Genomic DNA, 16,792 nt, shown 5'->3' with positions numbered 1-16,792 from the left:
ATTAATGTGCGCTATGGTTGTAGTTAAATACCGGCAGGCCCAGCTTCCAGCGCAGCGCCAGCATGCGGGCGGTAAAGCCGAACAACAGGGTGGAGATCACCACCACATCGTGGTTGCTGACGTAATGCTGAAGCGCGATGTATAAAATCGCGGCGGCGAATGACACCCCGGCGTAAAGCTCTTTCTGGAACACCAGCGGGATACGCTTGCAGAACATATCGCGCAGCACGCCGCCAAAAACGCCGGTGATGACGGCGGCAATGGAGGCGATGACCGGGCCCTGGCCCATATCCAGCGCGATCTGGGCGCCAATGATAGAGAACACGATCAGGCCGAGCGCATCAAGCACCAGAAACAGACGGCGCAGATGCGGCATCACCGGCGCGGCAATCGTAGTCAGGACCGCAGCAATGGCGACAATAATGACGTACTCGGGGTGCTGCACCCAGCCCAGAGGATAGTGGCCGAGCAGAATATCGCGCACTGAACCGCCTCCGAGGGCCGTCGCGGTGGCAATGATAATGACGCCAAACGTATCCATACGGCGGCGCCCGGCAGCCAGCGCGCCGGTCATGGCTTCCGCCGTAATCCCAATCAGATAAAGAATATGAAGCAGCATAAATCCCCCACGGTGATGGCGGAAGGTTAACGATTTGTGCGCAAGATCACGATTGAGATTTTCTAAAGTGAATGAATTTAACCTGATTAAACTAATGCACGATCGGTTTAAATCGGCTGAATTTAACGGTTCATTTGTCATTTATTCATTTCTAGTGATTATAAAAAGTAATGTGAAAGCCGTCGATGCGTATCGATATTGAAAACGCGATGAATACCTGTTGTTTAACTCTCGACCTTTATCCTTTTATTTTCCTCCTTCAGGGCCTGAGAAAATGACTGCAGAAGCTGGCAATAAAAACTATCTCACCCGCCTGATTGCCGTTGTGCTGACGGGGCTACTTGCCGGCCTCTCAGGCATGGTTCTGGCGCTGATTTTACACGCGATTCAGCACCTGGCCTTTGGCTACAGCCCCGGGCAGATCGTGAGCGCGGAGTCATTTCTACAGGGCGTCACGGATTCATCCTGGCCTCGTCGCCTCTCGGCAATCGTCGCGGGGGGAGTCATCGCAGGATTTGGCTGGTGGCTCCTTGGGCGCTATGGGCAGAAGCGAGTCTCCATAGCGTCAGCGGTGGCAAATCCTTCGGTGCCAATGCCTGCGGGTACCACAACGATTCATGCCCTGCTGCAGATCGTCACCGTGGCGCTGGGCTCTCCGCTTGGCCGCGAAGTGGCTCCGCGGGAAATGGGCGCGCTGGGGGCAGGGATGGTGGCGCGTAAGCTGGGACTGCTGGCGGATGAAACCCGAACGCTGGTTGCCTGCGGCGCCGGTGCGGGCCTGGCGGCGGTGTATAACGTTCCGCTGGCCGGTGCGTTATTCAGCCTTGAGGTAATGCTGCTGTCGTTTAGCTGGGAAAAAACGCTGGCGGCGATTATCACCTCGGCGATTGCCGCGTGGACGGCAACGCTCGGGTTAGGCGAGGAATCGCAATACCATTTTACTTCCGGCATCCTGCCGCATTCATTTCTCTGGTGGGCGATTATCGCCGGCCCCATTCTTGGCGCCGGGGCCTGGCTCTTTCGCAAAGCGACCAGCACGGCGCGCTCGCGCGTTCGAAGCAACTGGCAGATGCCGGTTTTCTGTCTGCTGGCGTTTTCCCTGCTTGCCGTCCTCAGCCTCTATTTCCCCCAGCTTCCGGGAAACGGTAAAGGGCCTATGCAGCTGGCTCTCAGCGATGAACTGGGTTTCCCCGGGGCGGCGATGCTGCTGGCGCTAAAAATGGTGGTGATTCTGGCGGTGCTGCGCGGCGGCGCGGAGGGCGGCCTGCTGACGCCGGGGCTGGCGGTCGGCGGCCTGACCAGCCTGCTGCTGTGTATGCTCTGGCAACAGCTGCTTCCCGGCGGAGATTACGGCAGTTTTGCTCTCGTCGGCGCGGCGGCGTTTCTCGCCGCATCCATGCAGATGCCGCTAACGGCGGTCGCGCTGGTGATGGAGTTCACCCACATGGATCACAGCTATCTGGCCCCCACGCTGCTGTGCGCCGCAGGGGCATTTTTAACCTGCCGGATATTGGATAAGAACTACGCCTTCTGAAACGCAGCGAAAATAAAAGGCCATGATTTACCATGGCCTTTTGTCCGTGCGTGGGTTGGCGAGCGAAAAACCGTTACTCGATGTTCTGAATCTGCTCGCGCATTTGTTCGATCAGCACCTTCAGCTCAATGGCGGAGTTCGTCACTTCGGCATTGATTGATTTAGACGCCAGGGTGTTCGACTCGCGGTTGAACTCCTGCATCATAAAGTCGAGGCGGCGACCGACCGCTTCTTTCTTCTTCAGGATATTCCACGTCTCTTTCACGTGCGCTTCCAGACGATCCAGCTCTTCGGCGACGTCTATACGCTGCGCCATCAGCACCAGCTCCTGCTCGAGGCGGTTGTTTTCCAGCTGCACTTCCGCATCTTCCAGCTTGGCAACCAGACGCTCGCGCTGCCACTGCAAAATTTCCGGCATATGGGCACGTACTTTAGCCACCTCGGCCGTCACGCCGTCGAGACGCTGTTCGATCAGCGCTTTCAGCGCCTGGCCTTCGGTTTCGCGGGCGACGATAAAGTCATCCAGCGCACCGTTCAACGCGCCCAGAATTTCGGCGGCAATGGCGTCCAGATCCTGTTCATGGGCCGACATCACGCCAGGCCAGCGCAGAATATCTACCGGATTGATTTCGCCTTCGTCGCTCTGCATTTTGACCCAGTTGGCGGCGTTAACCAGCTGCTTTGCCAGTTTTTCGTTAAGGATCAGCTCACCCTGCGCGCTCGGGTCCTGCTCAAAACGCAGGGTACATTCGACTTTACCGCGGGTCAGACGGGAGCGAATACGTTCACGCACCACGGGCTCCAGGCTACGGAACTGCTCCGGCAGGCGGAAGTAGGTTTCCAGATATCGTTGGTTTACCGAGCGCAGTTCCCACGCGGCGCTACCCCATTCACCCTTGATTTCACGCCGGGCGTAGGCGGTCATACTGCGGATCATAGACGTTCCTGTTTTTAAAGGAGAGTGGGGTGGATTATAGCTTTCGAGGCCTTATCAGGATAGGAATAAGCGCGCATTATCCGTATAATGCGCAGCCACATTCGTTTCAAGCCGGAGAACATCATGCGTCCAGCAGGCCGTAGCGCTAATCAAGTGCGCCCAGTAACCCTGACCCGTAACTACACAAAACACGCAGAAGGCTCCGTGCTGGTCGAATTTGGTGACACGAAAGTATTGTGCACCGCTTCTATTGATGAAGGCGTGCCGCGCTTTCTGAAAGGCCAGGGCCAGGGGTGGATCACCGCCGAATACGGCATGCTGCCGCGTTCTACCCATACGCGTAACGCGCGTGAAGCCGCAAAAGGTAAGCAGGGCGGACGCACCATGGAAATCCAGCGCCTGATCGCGCGTGCGCTGCGCGCGGCGGTTGACCTGAAAGCGCTGGGTGAGTTCACCATCACTCTGGACTGCGATGTGCTGCAGGCAGACGGCGGCACCCGTACCGCGTCTATCACCGGAGCCTGCGTGGCGCTGGCCGATGCGCTGAATAAGCTGGTCGCGGCCGGTAAGCTGAAAACCAACCCGATGAAAGGAATGGTGGCGGCGGTCTCCGTAGGCATCGTGAATGGCGAAGCGATTTGCGATCTGGAATACGTTGAAGATTCCGCGGCGGAAACCGATATGAACGTGGTGATGACCGAAGATGGCCGCATCATTGAGGTGCAGGGTACGGCGGAAGGCGAGCCGTTCACCCATGAAGAACTCCTCACCCTGCTGGCATTGGCCCGGGGGGGTATCGAATCCATTGTCACGACGCAGAAAGCGGCGTTGCAAAACTAGTTTTTAAGGCGACTGAGAAGTCGCCTTTTTTTTGTCCGTAGAAAAGTAAGATGAGGAGCGAATCCATGAAACCGTATCAGCGCCAGTTTATTGAGTTTGCGCTTAACAAGCAGGTACTTAAGTTTGGCGAGTTTACGCTGAAATCCGGGCGCAAGAGCCCCTATTTCTTCAACGCCGGCCTGTTTAATACCGGGCGCGATCTGGCTCTGTTAGGCCGTTTTTACGCCGAAGCGCTGGTGGATTCCGGGATTGATTTTGACCTGCTGTTCGGCCCGGCCTATAAAGGCATCCCTATCGCCACGACCACGGCGGTCGCGCTGGCGGAACATCATGACCGCGATCTGCCTTACTGCTTTAACCGCAAAGAGGCAAAGACCCACGGCGAGGGCGGAAATCTCGTGGGGAGCGCGCTGCAGGGCCGCGTCATGCTGGTGGATGATGTTATTACCGCAGGCACCGCGATTCGGGAATCGATGGAAATTATTCAGGCCAACGGCGCTGAGCTGGCCGGCGTACTGATCTCTCTGGATCGTCAGGAACGCGGACGCGGCGAAATCTCCGCGATTCAGGAAGTTGAGCGCGACTACGGCTGTAAAGTAATTTCCATCGTGACGCTGAAAGACCTGATTAGCTATCTGGAAGAGAAGCCGGAAATGGCTGAACACCTGACTGCCGTTCGCGCCTATCGCGAAGCGTACGGCGTATAAACATCTGCCCGGCGGGCAACGGTCTGTCGGGTCGATTGCTGGCAAAACGGCCAGCCGCGGCGAGAAGAGCGCCTGGGTATCAATGCGGATAATGCCGGGCATTCCTGCGGGAAGAGATGCAGCCCTTCGGGCTGCACAGAGACCGGCGAGAATTATTTCAGCTGGGCGGCGACCAGCGGCCAGCGGGCGTCAAAATCGTCCGTCGGGCGATATTTAAACTCGCTGCGCACAAAGCGCGATAGCATCCCTTCGCAGAATGCCAACAGCTGGCTGGCCAGCAGGGCTTCATCGACGGTATAGCCTTCGCCTTCGCGCATTTTCTTTTCACGCAACACCTGACGCAGCTGAACTTCAATGCGCTCGAACAGCTGATTGATGCGGTCCTGAAGCCGGTCCTGTTCAAACATCAGCGCATGGCCGGTCAGAATTCTTGTCAGCCCAGGATTACGCTCGCCAAACCCAAGAATCAACAGCACAATCAGACGCAGGCGCGCTGAGGTGTCTTTTTCATCTTTTAAAATCAAATTGATGCGCGTAATCAGGCTGTCTTCGATAAATTCAATCAGGCTGTCAAACATGCGGGTCTTGCTCGGGAAGTGCCGATACAGAGCCGCTTCGGATACGCCAACGGACGCCGCCAGTTTCGCTGTGGTAATGCGCTGACTTCCATCGCTGGATTCAAGCATTAGCGCCAGAGATTGAAGTATTTCTTCGCGACGATTCCTTTTCGCAGTTTGTTTTTCTGCCATGTTTTAAAATACCCCTGAAAAAAAGCACTTGTCAGGCAGGCACCCACAAAGCGACCGCAAGCTGTTGCCTGCGGTGATGTTATTGCATTAGTGCGCTTTGCGATGCTGGTTCCACTTCATCCTTCAGGCAGCCCTTTTGCCGGCAGCGCCCCGAAAGAGTTTTGTCTATCGCCGGGCTTATTGACGCCCTGAGTGACCGAAGCCGCCTTCGCCGCGATCGGTGGCGTCAAAATCTTCCACCAGGTTAAATTCTGCCTGCACAACGGGCACAAACACCATTTGCGCGATACGCTCGCCGGGTTCGATGCTGAAGCTCTGCTGGCTGCGGTTCCAGACGGAAACCATCAGCTGGCCCTGATAGTCAGAATCAATCAGACCGACCAGGTTACCCAGTACGACGCCGTGCTTATGGCCCAGTCCGGAGCGCGGCAGAATCACCGCCGCCAGAGAGGGATCGGCAATATGAATCGCCAGGCCGGTTGGCACGAGGGTCGTTGCGCCAGGAGCCAGCTCTACGGCGTCATCGAGACAGGCTCGCAGGTCAAGTCCGGCGGAGCCGGAGGTGGCATAGGTCGGCAGCAGAAATTGCTGACCAACACGCGGGTCCAGAATCTTAACGTCGATTTTTTTCATCATAACGGGTAACGATCTCGTCGAGTAATAATTGGCCCAGGAGTTCCTTGCGCTCAAGTGGTAAGCGCTTATCTCCCTCCTGCCAGAAAAGGTGTAATGCATTGCTGTCGCTGTTAAATCCCTGATTTGGCTGAGAAACATCATTGGCGCAAATCAGATCAAGATTTTTGCGGGCTCGCTTTTGCCGTGCGTATTCTTCCACATTATTTGTTTCGGCGGCAAACCCAACGACGTAAGGGCGGTTGGCCTTAAGCGCGGCGACCCCTGCGACGATATCCGGATTTTTAACCATTTTCAGGGTTAATTCATCACCTTGTTTTTTGATTTTTTCTTCGGCGATGGCGACCGCACGGTAGTCAGCGACCGCCGCACAACCAATAAAAATATGCTGCTGAGGCGCGCTGTTTTGCACCGCGGCTTCCATTTCCAGCGCGGTGGTGACATCAATTCTGTGTACAAACGGCGGCGTAGGCAGCGAAACCGGGCCGCTCACCAGCGTGACGTTCGCCCCGCGGCGCGCGGCGGCGGCGGCAATCGCGAAGCCCATCTTACCAGAACTGTGATTGGTGATATAACGCACCGGATCCAGCGGCTCGCGGGTGGGGCCCGCGGTAATCATGATGTTCAGATGTTGCAAATCTTTGACAGGCGAGAAATGCTGCGCGGCCATATCCACAATGGTCAGCGGGTCCAGCATCCGCCCCGGGCCAACATCGCCGCAGGCCTGGCTGCCGCTGTCCGGGCCCCAGACCAGCAGACCGCGGGCGGCAATGACGTCCAGATTATGCTGAGTGGCGGCGGCGCGATACATCTGCTGATTCATGGCGGGCACGACGGCGACCGGCGACGGCGTAGCGAGACAAATCGTCGAAACGAGATCGTTGGCCATCCCTGCCGCGACGCGAGCGATTAGGTCGGCGGTGGCGGGGGCAAGAATGACCAGGTCGGCCCATTTCCCCAGCTCAATATGGCCCATCGCCGCTTCGGCGGCCGGGTCAAGCAGGCTGTCGGAAACCGGATAACCGGATACCGCCTGCAGACTTAATGGCGTAATGAAGGCTTTTGCGGCTTCCGTCATGGCGACGCGGACATCCGCGCCGCGGTCACGCAGGCGGCGCACCAGTTCCGGCGTTTTATAGGCAGCAATGCCGCCGCTCACGCCAAGAACGATCTTTTTACCAGCCAGACTCATCATGATTTTTTCCTGTTGCGGTACACCAGAATTCGCGCATCTTATCACAATCCTGACGGCATCGTGTGCCTCGCGCAGATACACTTTGCGAGGCGCTACGCAGGGATAAAACTTGCGTCTCGGCGGCGCAAAAAGGCTGTGCCAGGATAGCGCGCAGTGGGAAGGAGATGCCGCGATGGAAATACAAGAATCCCTGATGCCGAGGGAAAAGATGCAGCGCTACGGTATCGAAGTTTTGTCGGATATTGAGCTGTTGGCGCTATTTTTACGTACCGGTACCCGCACGCAGGACGTGATGACATTTTCGCGGGAGCTGCTACAGCGTTTTGGCTCGCTGTACGGCCTGCTATCGGCGGAGGAGTCGCAGTTTGCTGAGGTGGAAGGCATTGGTCTGGCGAAATATGCACAGCTAAAAGGGATTGCTGAACTGGCGCGACGCTATTTTAGCCTGCGAATGACGGAAGAACCCTCTCTGGTTACCCCGTCGATGACGCGGGAATTTCTGCAAAGCCAGCTGGCCGACGAAGAGCGTGAGATCTTCATGGTGATCTTTTTAGATAATCAGAACCGGGTATTGAAACATAGCCGCCTTTTTTCTGGTACTCTTAGCCACGTTGAGGTGCATCCGCGAGAAATCGTACGCGAAGCCATCAAAGTGAACGCCGCCGCGGTGATCCTGGCACATAATCATCCATCCGGTAGTCCTGAGCCGAGCAAGGCCGACAGGTTGATTACCGAAAGAGTGATAAAATGTTGTCGATTCATGGATATACGTGTGCTGGATCACCTTGTTATTGGCCGCGGAGCGTACGTATCTTTTGCTGAACGCGGCTGGATTTAGCCCCGATCGCGCGATCCATCGGGATCTTTGTCTGTTCGGGACTTGAGCACATCGCCGAGTCAGCGTATACTACGCCACCTTTGAGAATCTCGGGTTTGGCATTTGGGCCTGGCAATCGAGAGTTCGCTTAGAACTGCGATGACCGGGCTGTAAAGCCTGACGAGGCGCCAATACCCCATACGAAGCTCGAGCTAATTTGATTTTTGGAGAATAGACATGTCCCGAGTCTGCCAAGTTACTGGCAAGCGTCCGGTGACCGGTAACAACCGTTCCCACGCACTGAACGCGACTAAACGCCGTTTCCTGCCGAACCTGCACTCTCACCGTTTCTGGGTTGAGAGCGAGAAGCGTTTTGTCACCCTGCGCGTATCTGCTAAAGGTATGCGTGTTATTGATAAGAAAGGCATCGATACAGTTCTGTCCGAACTGCGTGCCCGTGGCGAAAAGTACTAAGTACTTAGAGGAAATAAGTCATGGCTAAAGGTATTCGTGAGAAAATCAAGCTGGTTTCTTCTGCTGGTACTGGTCACTTCTATACCACTACGAAGAACAAACGTACTAAGCCGGAAAAACTGGAACTGAAAAAGTTCGATCCAGTTGTCCGTCAGCACGTTTTATACAAAGAAGCTAAAATCAAATAATTTTAGATTCCTTGTAAAGAAAAACCCCGCCTCGGCGGGGTTTTTTGTTATCAAGACTACGCTACCGTCTACACCGTTGGCGCTGGCGAACGTTTACCCCCTGCGCCAGGCGGAAGAGCATGCTGAACAATAATTGCCCTGAACCTCGTCGCTGAACGCGGTAAGATAGTGCATCCTGCCGTTTTTGTTCGAGAAAAGAATGCCTGAATTACCTGAAGTAGAAACCAGCCGCCGCGGCATTGAGCCGCACCTGGTGGGAGCCACCATCCTGCACGCCGTTGTGCGCAACGGGCGCCTGCGCTGGCCCGTTTCTGAAGAGATCTATCGTCTGAGCGACGTTCCGGTGCTCAGCGTACGCCGCCGCGCTAAATATCTGCTGCTGGAACTGCCCGACGGCTGGATTATCGTCCACCTTGGGATGTCGGGAAGCCTGCGTATCCTGAGCGAAGAGCTGCCCGCGGAAAAACACGATCACGTGGACCTGGTGATGAGTAACGGCAAGGTGCTGCGCTATACCGACCCGCGTCGTTTTGGCGCCTGGCTGTGGACCAAAGCGCTGGAAGGGCATCCGGTGCTGGCGCATCTGGGGCCGGAGCCGCTGAGCGATGAGTTCAACGCCGATTATCTGCAGGCGAAGTGCGCGAAGAAAAAAACCGCGATTAAGCCCTGGCTAATGGATAATAAGCTGGTGGTCGGGGTGGGCAATATCTACGCCAGCGAATCGCTCTTTTCGGCGGGTATTCACCCCGACAGGCTGGCTTCTTCGCTGTCGCGCGAGGAGTGCGAGCAGCTGGTGAAAGTGATTAAGCTGGTCCTGCTGCGATCCATCGAACAGGGCGGGACGACGCTGAAAGATTTCCTGCAAAGCGACGGTAAACCGGGCTACTTTGCCCAGGAGCTGCAGGTGTATGGCCGCAAGGGCGAGCCGTGCCGCATTTGCGGGACGCCGGTTATCGGCAGTAAACACGCCCAGCGGGCGACGTTTTATTGTCGCCAGTGCCAGAAGTAATATGCGGTGGTTGCCGTGAACCCGGCTTGCGCTGCGCTTAGCCGGGCTACAGGGCTGCGCTTGGTCCGGTAGCCCGGACAGATGCGCAGCATCGCCTCCGGGAAGAGCCCCGATGGCGCAGGATTACAGCTTCTTCAGCAGCGCCTGGTGAACGTTTGCCGGCAGAAAGTGAGATACGTCGCCCTGGTGGCGCGCCACTTCTTTCACCAGCGAAGAGGAGATAAACGACCACTCTTTGCACGGCATCAGAAACACGCTCTCCAGCGTCGGCATCAAATGACGGTTCATATGCGCCAGCTGCATCTCATATTCAAAATCCGCCACCGCCCGCAGGCCGCGAATTAAAATGTTCGCCTGCTGCGCGCGGGCAAAATTGGCCATTAAATCGCTGAAGCCAATAACCTCAACGTTGACCAGATGCGCCGTTGCCTGGGTGGCCAGCGCGATGCGCTCGTCGAGAGTGAACATCGGCTTTTTGCTCGGGCTGGCGGCGATAGCCAGCAGCACCTTATCGAACATGCTGGCCGCGCGGGTGACGATATCGATATGGCCGTTGGTGATAGGGTCGAAGGTTCCCGGATAGATCGCTTTTGTGCTCATAATCACACTTTCTCCGAGTAGCCGCGGCTCAGGGCCCACAGCTCGGTGTATTTATTAAACGTGTATTGCGCGTTGACCACCGCCAGCAGCCAACCTTGTTTCCCATCCAGAATGCCCCCGCGCAGCAGCAGCGTTTTCACAAAGGCGCCCAGCGTATGGCCGAAGATAGCGGCCAGCGAGGTCTTTTTGCCTCTCTGATGGCGCTCCTGCGCCCAGGCGGCGGCGTAGGCCAGCTGCTTTTGCTGAAAGCCGGAGAAATCACGGCAGGTCAGATGCAGCAGGTCGCCCGCGAGTTCGATAACCCGCGCACCCTGGGCATCGAGAGATTCGTGGACCAGATTATCGTTATAGCGGTAACGGTCGCGTTCGTACAGGCGCATCACGCGGTCGGGGTACCAGCCGCTGTGGCGCATAAAGCGGCCAAGGAAATAGTTGCGCCGGGCGATGCTGTATATCGCGCCGGTTTGCGGTGCGGCCAGCACGCTGCGGATAGACTGCGCAAGCTCCGGAGTGACGCGCTCGTCGGTATCGATCATCAGCACGTAGTCGCCGGTGGCGTAGGCCTGAGCGCGCTGGCGCTGAATACCGTAGCCCTGCCAGTCGCGATTGACATGCACCTGAACGCCCTGGCTGCGGGCGAGTTCGACGGTGTTGTCGCTGCTGCCGGAATCCAGCAGCACTATCTCATCGGCCCAGCTTACCGACGCCAGACAATCAGGCAGCAGATCCGCCGCGTTTTTGGCGATCATCACGACCGAGAGTCGAGGCGACATTAGTGGCTCCGCTGCGGCAGATAGGGTTGCAATAACTGTAGCAGACGGGAGAGCGCGCCCTGGTTTTGGTGCAGAACTTCCACCGCATGGCGACCGTACCACAGACGGTAATCTTCATCGGTCAGCAGGTTAGACACCTGCGTTACCAGCGAGTCGGCGTCGGTGACGGTAATCAGTCCATCGTCCTGCTGCAGCTTGGCGCAGATATCTTTGAAGTTGAACGTGTGCGGACCCATCAGTACCGGTATCGCATGGGCGGCGGGCTCCAGCGGGTTATGGCCGCCGCGCTCCACCAGGCTACCGCCGACAAACGCGAGGTCGGCAATACCGTACAGCAGCATCAGCTCGCCCATGGTATCGCCAATCACCACCTGGGTACTGTTAGACGGGATTTCGCCGGTGCTGCGCAGGGTGTAGCTCATTCCCGCTTTCTGCACCATCTCGCGGGCGTCGCCGAAGCGCTCCGGATGGCGAGGGACAAGGATCAGCAGCAGGTTGGGGAAACGCTCCAGCAGCTGCTTATGCGCCTGAAGAATAATTTGTTCTTCGCCGTCGTGGGTGCTGGTGGCAATCCATACCTGGCGGTGCGGCGCCCACTGGCGGCGCAGGGTGATGGCGCGAGCCGCCAGCTCCGGCGTGACCGAAATATCAAACTTCAGGCTGCCGGTGACCGCCAGCTGATTGCGTTTCAGGCCAAGAGCGATAAAGCGGCTGGCGTCTTCTTCATTCTGCGCGGCGATAAGGGTAATGCGGCTCAGCAGCCGACGCATAAATTTCCCCAGTTTGGCATAGCCTTTCGCCGAGCGTTCGGAGAGGCGAGCGTTGGCGATTACCAGCGGGATTTTACGCTTGTGCAGCGTGGCGACCATGTTCGGCCACAGTTCGGTTTCCATGACGATAACCAGCTTCGGCTGAACGGTATTGAAGAAACGGTTCATCGCGCCGGGCAGATCGTAAGGCAGATAGACGTGATGCACGTCTTTGCCGAAAGCGGACATGGCGCGTTCAGAGCCGGTTGGCGTCATGGTGGTGACGGTGATCGGCAGATAGGGGTAACGGTGGCGTAGCGCGCGCACCAGCGGAATCGCCGCCAGCGTTTCACCTACGGAAACGGAATGCAGCAGGATGCCACCCGGTTCTACCTTGTTCTGGCAGAAGCCATAACGTTCCTTCCAGCGTTTACGATAGGCAGGGGCCTTACGGCTGCGTAACAGCAGTCGCAGCCACACCAGCGGCTGAATGAGGTAAAGTAGGGCGGTATAAAGCAATTCCAAGCGATTTATCCGTATTTATGTTTTTGCGGGCAAATTCTAAGCATTTAACCCGCGTAAAGCTATCTCTTTGGCGGAAACTAAGGGATTCAGTATTAAGCCGCGTCGCGATAGCGCTTGATGCGCAGATAGCGGCGTCCAAGACGCCAGCGTAGACGGAACGTACGGGCGTTTTTCCAGATCAGGCGCCAGATACCGCGGTCAAAGAACTCTTTAATGATAATATGCTTTTTTGACTCATCTTTCATGCTATCGAAGGTATGAATAATTCCCAGCCCCTCTTTGGCGATCTGCCAGCGGCAGGCGGAAATATCGCGAACCTTGTCCGGATAACGCTGGTTGATGGCGTCCAGCATCTCAAGAATCTTCATATAGTGGCGCGCTGAACGCATCAGCGTGTCGTCGTTGTCCGGCTTATGCGACACCGATTCCGAGTGAATATAGTAATCGTAGAACTGCTCGCTGGTGTACTGCACGCGTTCTGCCGCCAGCAGCACTTCGGTGGTCCAGGGAATATCCTGATGGCGCAGGCCAGGCTCAAAGTGGAAGCGGTGGCTGGCGATAAACTCCCGGCGGTAGATATTCAGCCAGGTGACATGCAGGAACTTACGAGAATCCAGCGCCTGCTTTAACCAGACGTGGCCGGGCAAAACGCCGGTCGACTGCAGCCGGTCCAGCGGGAAAATAGGATGGATATCTTTTTTCGTCTCGTAGACGTAGCGGCCGTTGCAGGTGGCGACGTCTAGATTGCCCTTTTCCGCCATCTCCAGAAGCGTACGGTACATGCCCGGGTAAAGCTTATCGTCGATATCCGGGAAGGTCAGGTACTTACCCGTCGCCGCGGCGAGGCCGGTATTGCGCGCCACCGACACGCCCTGGTTTTCCTGCTCCAGCACGAGCACGTTTTGCAGGCGCTCTTTCCACTGGTCGATAACCGCAAGGCTACCGTCCGTCGACCCGTCGTTCACCAGGATCAGTTCATAGCTTTCCAGCTGCTGTTGCTCAAGGCACTCAAAGAATTGCGCAAGGAATTTTTCGCCGTTATAGACGGCGGCTACGATGCTTAGTAAAGGCGTTTGACTCATAACTCATTCGATCCTGGTTGAATAACGGCGTCAGGCGCTGCGCAGCTGACGATACTGCTGACAAATCGATGCCACGCTGAACTTCTCCAGCGCCGCTGCGTCGATGGCCGGCGGGCTATGGTAAATGCTTTGCATCGTCTGAGCCAGCGCCGGGCTGTTGAGATCCGCCAGGCCACGCGACAGCTCGCCGGTGAGGATCTCGGTCACGCCGCCCGGGCAGCGGGTGCTGGCGACCGGCGTATCCAGCAGCAGCGCCTCAACCACCACGTTGCCAAAGCCTTCGCTATCGGAGCTGAGGACCAGCATCCGCGCGCCTTTAATCCACGGCAGCGGGTTTTTCTGGAAGCCCTTAAACAGGACGCGATCGGCAACCTGTAGCTGCTGCGCCAGCTGGCGCAGGCGCTGCTCTTGTTCCGGTTTTCCCTGCCCCAGCAGCACCAGCGGCGCATCAATACCGCTTTGCGCATACGCCTCAATCAGGCGGTCGTGGCGTTTACCGGGATGAAAGCGGCCCACGTGGATAATATAGTCGCCGTCGGGGCGCTGGCTGGGCTCTTCGGCCGCGGCGCGCAGCGCGGGGATATCAAACGGGTTATAGATGGTTTTAAGCTGGGCCGGGCGAATAGCGAACTGCTCGACCAGGTCTTGACCTACCGCATCGGAGACGGCGACGACGTTACGTCCCTGGTAAACGCGCCCGATTTTCTGCTGTTTCAGCCAGCGGTCAAAACCGCTGCGGTGTCCGAGATAGGACGCGGAGAACACGCCGTGCAGGCAAAACCAGACGTTGCGTCCGTTCAGCAGGCGGCTGCGGGAGACAATGCGGTCGGTTTTATGCAGATTCGAGAGCACCAGATCGAAACGGCCCTGCCGTTCTGCTTTCTCAATTGCCGCATCAAGCTGGCGCGCGCGCCGGGACAGCTCCGTCAGCTTGCGCCACGGCTTGCGGCAGCGATCGGCGATGACCTGATAATCCAGCCCTTCCGGCAGCGGATAATCGCAGACGTCGCGCAGGGAAAAAAGCGATACCTGTTCACCCTGGCTGAGAAAATGCGCTGCCAGCGTCAGCACGACTTTTTCCGCGCCGCCGCCGGGCAGGCCGTCGATAACAAACAGTATGCGCATCGTTATTTCACCAAATCCTGATAGAGGGAGAGCAGCTGCGCCGAGAGATGTTCTCTGGTGCAGGTCATGATGCGCTCGCGGGCGCGTTCGCCTTGCGCAGAGCCTAACGCCCGGGCGGGAAGGGCGCTAACCGACTCCTGCAGGGCCGGGATATCCAGCGCATCGCAAACGTAGCCATTGCTGCCCTGAACAATAAACTCCGCGCCGCCGCAGCCGGTAGTCGTAATCACCGGCAGGCCGCAGGCCATCGCTTCGAGAATGACGTTGGGAAACGGATCGTACAGCGTCGGCAGCAGCAGGCCGTCGGCCATCTGATAGAACGGCAGGGTTTCCGACTGCATGCCGAAGAAGCGCACCCGCTCCTCGCAGTTCAGCGTTTTCGCCAGCTGCTGATAGCGGCCCTGCTCTTTATCTTTGCCCACCACCAGCAGGTAGCGGTTGGTCGGCGCGATGGCGCGGATCGCCGCATCCAGCCCCTTGCGCTCAAAGCCGGAGCCGACGTAGATCAGGCAGGTCGCCTGGCGCGGCAGATTCCATTTGGCGCGCAGCGCGACAAAGGCTTCTTCCGTCGGCGGCAGAAAACGCTGGTTATCGATAGCGTTATAGATAACGTGGATTTTTTCCGCCGGCAGGCCGAAGTCTTCAATAATCTCGCGTTTAATCATCTCCGCGTTGCAGATAACGCCGCGCAGGTGCGCGTCCTGGTACATGTCGCGCTCGGCCTGCATCACATAGCGATGGTAGCGGTCGGCAAACAGCAGGCGGCTTTTCCAGCCGGGCAAAATGCGCGAGCGCTGCTGCAGCCAGCGGCGGTGCACGCCGTCTCCGGCGCGGTACAGGTCGCAGCCGGGGATACGCTCGTGGCTTTGCACCAGATCGAAGGCTTCGCGCTGCCACAGCTGGCGGGCGGCGTCGGCAAATCCTCGCTCGCGGCTGATCCGCCCCCATTTGCGCGGATTGCAGATGTGGATGTTCCACTCGGGCTTCACCGGCCCCTGCCATTCGCGGGTGATGACGTTCAGTTCAAGATCGCTGTCGTCGAGGGCTTCCAGCGCGCGGGAGACAAAGCGCTCCGCGCCGCCGTCCGGGCGATACTTCTGGCGTACCAGAGCCAGCCTGAATTTACTCATGCCAGTACCTTTTTCGCCGCCGCGATAACCGCGTCGGTGGGGATTAAATCGAGAAAGCGTTCGTTGGTGTTGGTATCAATGTCGTCAGGATCGGGAATCGCTCCGAAATCACCCGCCCAAATCACCTCGCCCTGCGCCTGCCATGGACGCCAGAAGGTGAGCTTGGAGGGGCCGAATAGCGCCACCAGCGGCGTACCGAGCGCGGCGGCCATATGCATCGGCACGGAGTCAACGCCGATAAACAGGCGGGCATGGTCGATGACGGACGCCAGCTGGCGCAGGGTGAGCAGCCCGGCGAGGGAGTGCAGGCGAGCATTGGGACAGCCCGCCATAATGGTGTCGATCATCTGCTTCTCTCTGGCGTCAGGGCCGGAGGTCAGCACGACCGGGTAGCCTGCTTCAGAAAGCGCGTTTATCAGGGCGCTCATCCGCCCTTCGCGCCAGCACTTAAAGAACCAGCGGGAGGTTGGCTGAATGACGATATAGTTATCCTGAAATCCTGCCGGCAGCAGCGCGCGGCTGGCGCGCCAGTCCTGCTCGCTGTAGCCCATCGTCGCCGGCGCGTCAGCAATATCCAGCCCAAGCGGCGCCAGAATCGACAGATTCTGCTGCACGGTATGCAGCTGGTTATGCTGCTCGGTTGAGGCGAGGGCGGTATGGCAAAAACGCCAGGCCGGGTGGCGACGCTTCGGAAAGTCAAAGCCGATACGGATGGCCGCCCCGGTCAGTTTGGTGATGATCGCGCTGGGCCACTGATCGGCAAGATTGAGCACCATATCGTAGCGCTGCTGGCGGAGCGTGCGAATCAGCTGCCACTCCATCTTCAGCTGATGGCCGGCGCCCTGTTTTTTCCAGCGCCGGTCAATGCCGTAAATGTGGCGGATATCCGTATTCGCTGCGAGCATATCCCGGGTTTCTTCATAAAGCAGCACATCCACGCTGGCGGCGGGATATTGCTGCTTAAGCGCGTGAATAAGCGGCGTTATCAATAACATATCGCCATGATGGCGAAGCTTAATAACCAGGATTCGCGCCGGGTTCACGCGGCCGAAAGTGCGGGTTTCAGGCGTCATTCTCTATTCTTCATTCAGGGGCAGGGCTCCGAT

The 16,792-nt window shown here is 57.7% G+C and carries 19 protein-coding genes; 7 read left to right on the top strand and 12 right to left on the bottom strand.

Features of this window, described 5'->3' with window-relative positions:
- Position 1 precedes the first annotated feature (1 nt).
- Complete coding sequence (locus BJF97_RS28150; protein ID WP_014227255.1) at positions 2 to 619, bottom strand: trimeric intracellular cation channel family protein; 618 nt, start codon at positions 617 to 619, stop codon at positions 2 to 4.
- Between the two features lie 274 nt (positions 620 to 893).
- Here BJF97_RS28150 and BJF97_RS28145 point away from each other — a divergent pair, with 274 nt between their 5' ends.
- Positions 894 to 2,153, top strand: a complete 1,260-nt coding sequence (locus BJF97_RS28145; RefSeq protein WP_032695108.1) for a chloride channel protein — start codon at positions 894 to 896, stop codon at positions 2,151 to 2,153.
- A gap of 73 nt (positions 2,154 to 2,226) precedes the next feature.
- Here BJF97_RS28145 and BJF97_RS28140 read toward each other — a convergent pair whose 3' ends face one another.
- On the bottom strand, positions 2,227 to 3,090 hold the full coding sequence (locus BJF97_RS28140; RefSeq protein WP_004126669.1) for a YicC/YloC family endoribonuclease: 864 nt from the start codon (positions 3,088 to 3,090) through the stop codon (positions 2,227 to 2,229).
- Between the two features lie 123 nt (positions 3,091 to 3,213).
- Here BJF97_RS28140 and rph point away from each other — a divergent pair, with 123 nt between their 5' ends.
- The gene (gene rph, locus BJF97_RS28135; RefSeq protein ID WP_004106921.1) at positions 3,214 to 3,930 is read left to right on the top strand and encodes a ribonuclease PH; all 717 of its coding nucleotides are present in this window, start codon (positions 3,214 to 3,216) and stop codon (positions 3,928 to 3,930) included.
- Positions 3,931 to 3,995: 65 nt separating this feature from the next.
- On the top strand, positions 3,996 to 4,637 hold the full coding sequence (gene pyrE, locus BJF97_RS28130) for an orotate phosphoribosyltransferase (protein WP_004855508.1): 642 nt from the start codon (positions 3,996 to 3,998) through the stop codon (positions 4,635 to 4,637).
- Between the two features lie 152 nt (positions 4,638 to 4,789).
- On the opposite strand, the gene slmA is transcribed toward pyrE, so the two are convergent.
- From slmA to coaBC, 3 genes are all read right to left on the bottom strand, one after another.
- On the bottom strand, positions 4,790 to 5,386 hold the full coding sequence (slmA, locus tag BJF97_RS28125; protein WP_004855507.1) for a nucleoid occlusion factor SlmA: 597 nt from the start codon (positions 5,384 to 5,386) through the stop codon (positions 4,790 to 4,792).
- 177 nt (positions 5,387 to 5,563) lie between these two features.
- Entirely contained in the window at positions 5,564 to 6,022 is a 459-nt protein-coding gene (dut, locus tag BJF97_RS28120) for a dUTP diphosphatase (protein ID WP_032695107.1), read from the bottom strand.
- Positions 6,000 to 7,211, bottom strand: coding sequence for a bifunctional phosphopantothenoylcysteine decarboxylase/phosphopantothenate--cysteine ligase CoaBC (gene coaBC / locus BJF97_RS28115; protein WP_014227252.1), 1,212 nt, complete (start codon positions 7,209 to 7,211; stop codon positions 6,000 to 6,002). Before coaBC ends, dut begins: the two co-directional genes overlap by 23 nt.
- Positions 7,212 to 7,386: 175 nt before the next feature.
- Between coaBC and radC the strand changes: the two genes are divergently transcribed.
- The 4 genes from radC to mutM all read left to right on the top strand — a co-directional run bounded on the left by radC (position 7,387) and on the right by mutM (position 9,702).
- Positions 7,387 to 8,052: a RadC family protein gene (gene radC, locus BJF97_RS28110; RefSeq protein ID WP_004126657.1), complete on the top strand. Its 666-nt coding sequence runs from the start codon at positions 7,387 to 7,389 to the stop codon at positions 8,050 to 8,052.
- A gap of 216 nt (positions 8,053 to 8,268) precedes the next feature.
- Positions 8,269 to 8,505: a 50S ribosomal protein L28 gene (gene rpmB, locus BJF97_RS28105; RefSeq protein ID WP_002436699.1), complete on the top strand. Its 237-nt coding sequence runs from the start codon at positions 8,269 to 8,271 to the stop codon at positions 8,503 to 8,505.
- A gap of 20 nt (positions 8,506 to 8,525) precedes the next feature.
- On the top strand, positions 8,526 to 8,693 hold the full coding sequence (gene rpmG, locus BJF97_RS28100) for a 50S ribosomal protein L33 (protein ID WP_003024094.1): 168 nt from the start codon (positions 8,526 to 8,528) through the stop codon (positions 8,691 to 8,693).
- 199 nt (positions 8,694 to 8,892) lie between these two features.
- Positions 8,893 to 9,702: a bifunctional DNA-formamidopyrimidine glycosylase/DNA-(apurinic or apyrimidinic site) lyase gene (gene mutM / locus BJF97_RS28095; protein ID WP_014227251.1), complete on the top strand. Its 810-nt coding sequence runs from the start codon at positions 8,893 to 8,895 to the stop codon at positions 9,700 to 9,702.
- A gap of 123 nt (positions 9,703 to 9,825) precedes the next feature.
- Here mutM and coaD read toward each other — a convergent pair whose 3' ends face one another.
- The 7 genes from coaD to rfaQ form a co-directional block, all read right to left on the bottom strand.
- Positions 9,826 to 10,302, bottom strand: coding sequence for a pantetheine-phosphate adenylyltransferase (gene coaD, locus BJF97_RS28090; protein WP_004106901.1), 477 nt, complete (start codon positions 10,300 to 10,302; stop codon positions 9,826 to 9,828).
- Between the two features lie 2 nt (positions 10,303 to 10,304).
- Positions 10,305 to 11,075, bottom strand: a complete 771-nt coding sequence (locus tag BJF97_RS28085) for a glycosyltransferase family 2 protein (RefSeq protein WP_014227250.1) — start codon at positions 11,073 to 11,075, stop codon at positions 10,305 to 10,307.
- A complete protein-coding gene (waaA, locus tag BJF97_RS28080) occupies positions 11,075 to 12,349 on the bottom strand; it encodes a lipid IV(A) 3-deoxy-D-manno-octulosonic acid transferase (RefSeq protein ID WP_014227249.1) in 1,275 nt (424 codons plus the stop codon). The genes BJF97_RS28085 and waaA overlap by 1 nt, the downstream gene beginning before the upstream one ends.
- 92 nt (positions 12,350 to 12,441) lie before the next feature.
- Entirely contained in the window at positions 12,442 to 13,431 is a 990-nt protein-coding gene (locus BJF97_RS28075; RefSeq protein WP_014227248.1) for a glycosyltransferase, read from the bottom strand.
- Between the two features lie 30 nt (positions 13,432 to 13,461).
- Entirely contained in the window at positions 13,462 to 14,556 is a 1,095-nt protein-coding gene (locus BJF97_RS28070) for a glycosyltransferase (RefSeq protein ID WP_014839790.1), read from the bottom strand.
- A gap of 2 nt (positions 14,557 to 14,558) precedes the next feature.
- Positions 14,559 to 15,686, bottom strand: a complete 1,128-nt coding sequence (locus BJF97_RS28065) for a glycosyltransferase family 4 protein (RefSeq protein WP_032695106.1) — start codon at positions 15,684 to 15,686, stop codon at positions 14,559 to 14,561.
- A complete protein-coding gene (gene rfaQ, locus BJF97_RS28060) occupies positions 15,683 to 16,759 on the bottom strand; it encodes a putative lipopolysaccharide heptosyltransferase III (protein ID WP_032695105.1) in 1,077 nt (358 codons plus the stop codon). Before rfaQ ends, BJF97_RS28065 begins: the two co-directional genes overlap by 4 nt.
- Between the last annotated feature and the right edge of the window lie 33 nt (positions 16,760 to 16,792).

Origin of the sequence: Klebsiella sp. LTGPAF-6F, from assembly GCF_001753185.1 — a bacterium.
GTDB classification, from domain to species: domain Bacteria; phylum Pseudomonadota; class Gammaproteobacteria; order Enterobacterales; family Enterobacteriaceae; genus Klebsiella; species Klebsiella michiganensis.
The sequence above is the reverse complement of the archived record's forward strand: the minus strand, read 5'-3'. Positions and strand labels throughout refer to the sequence as shown.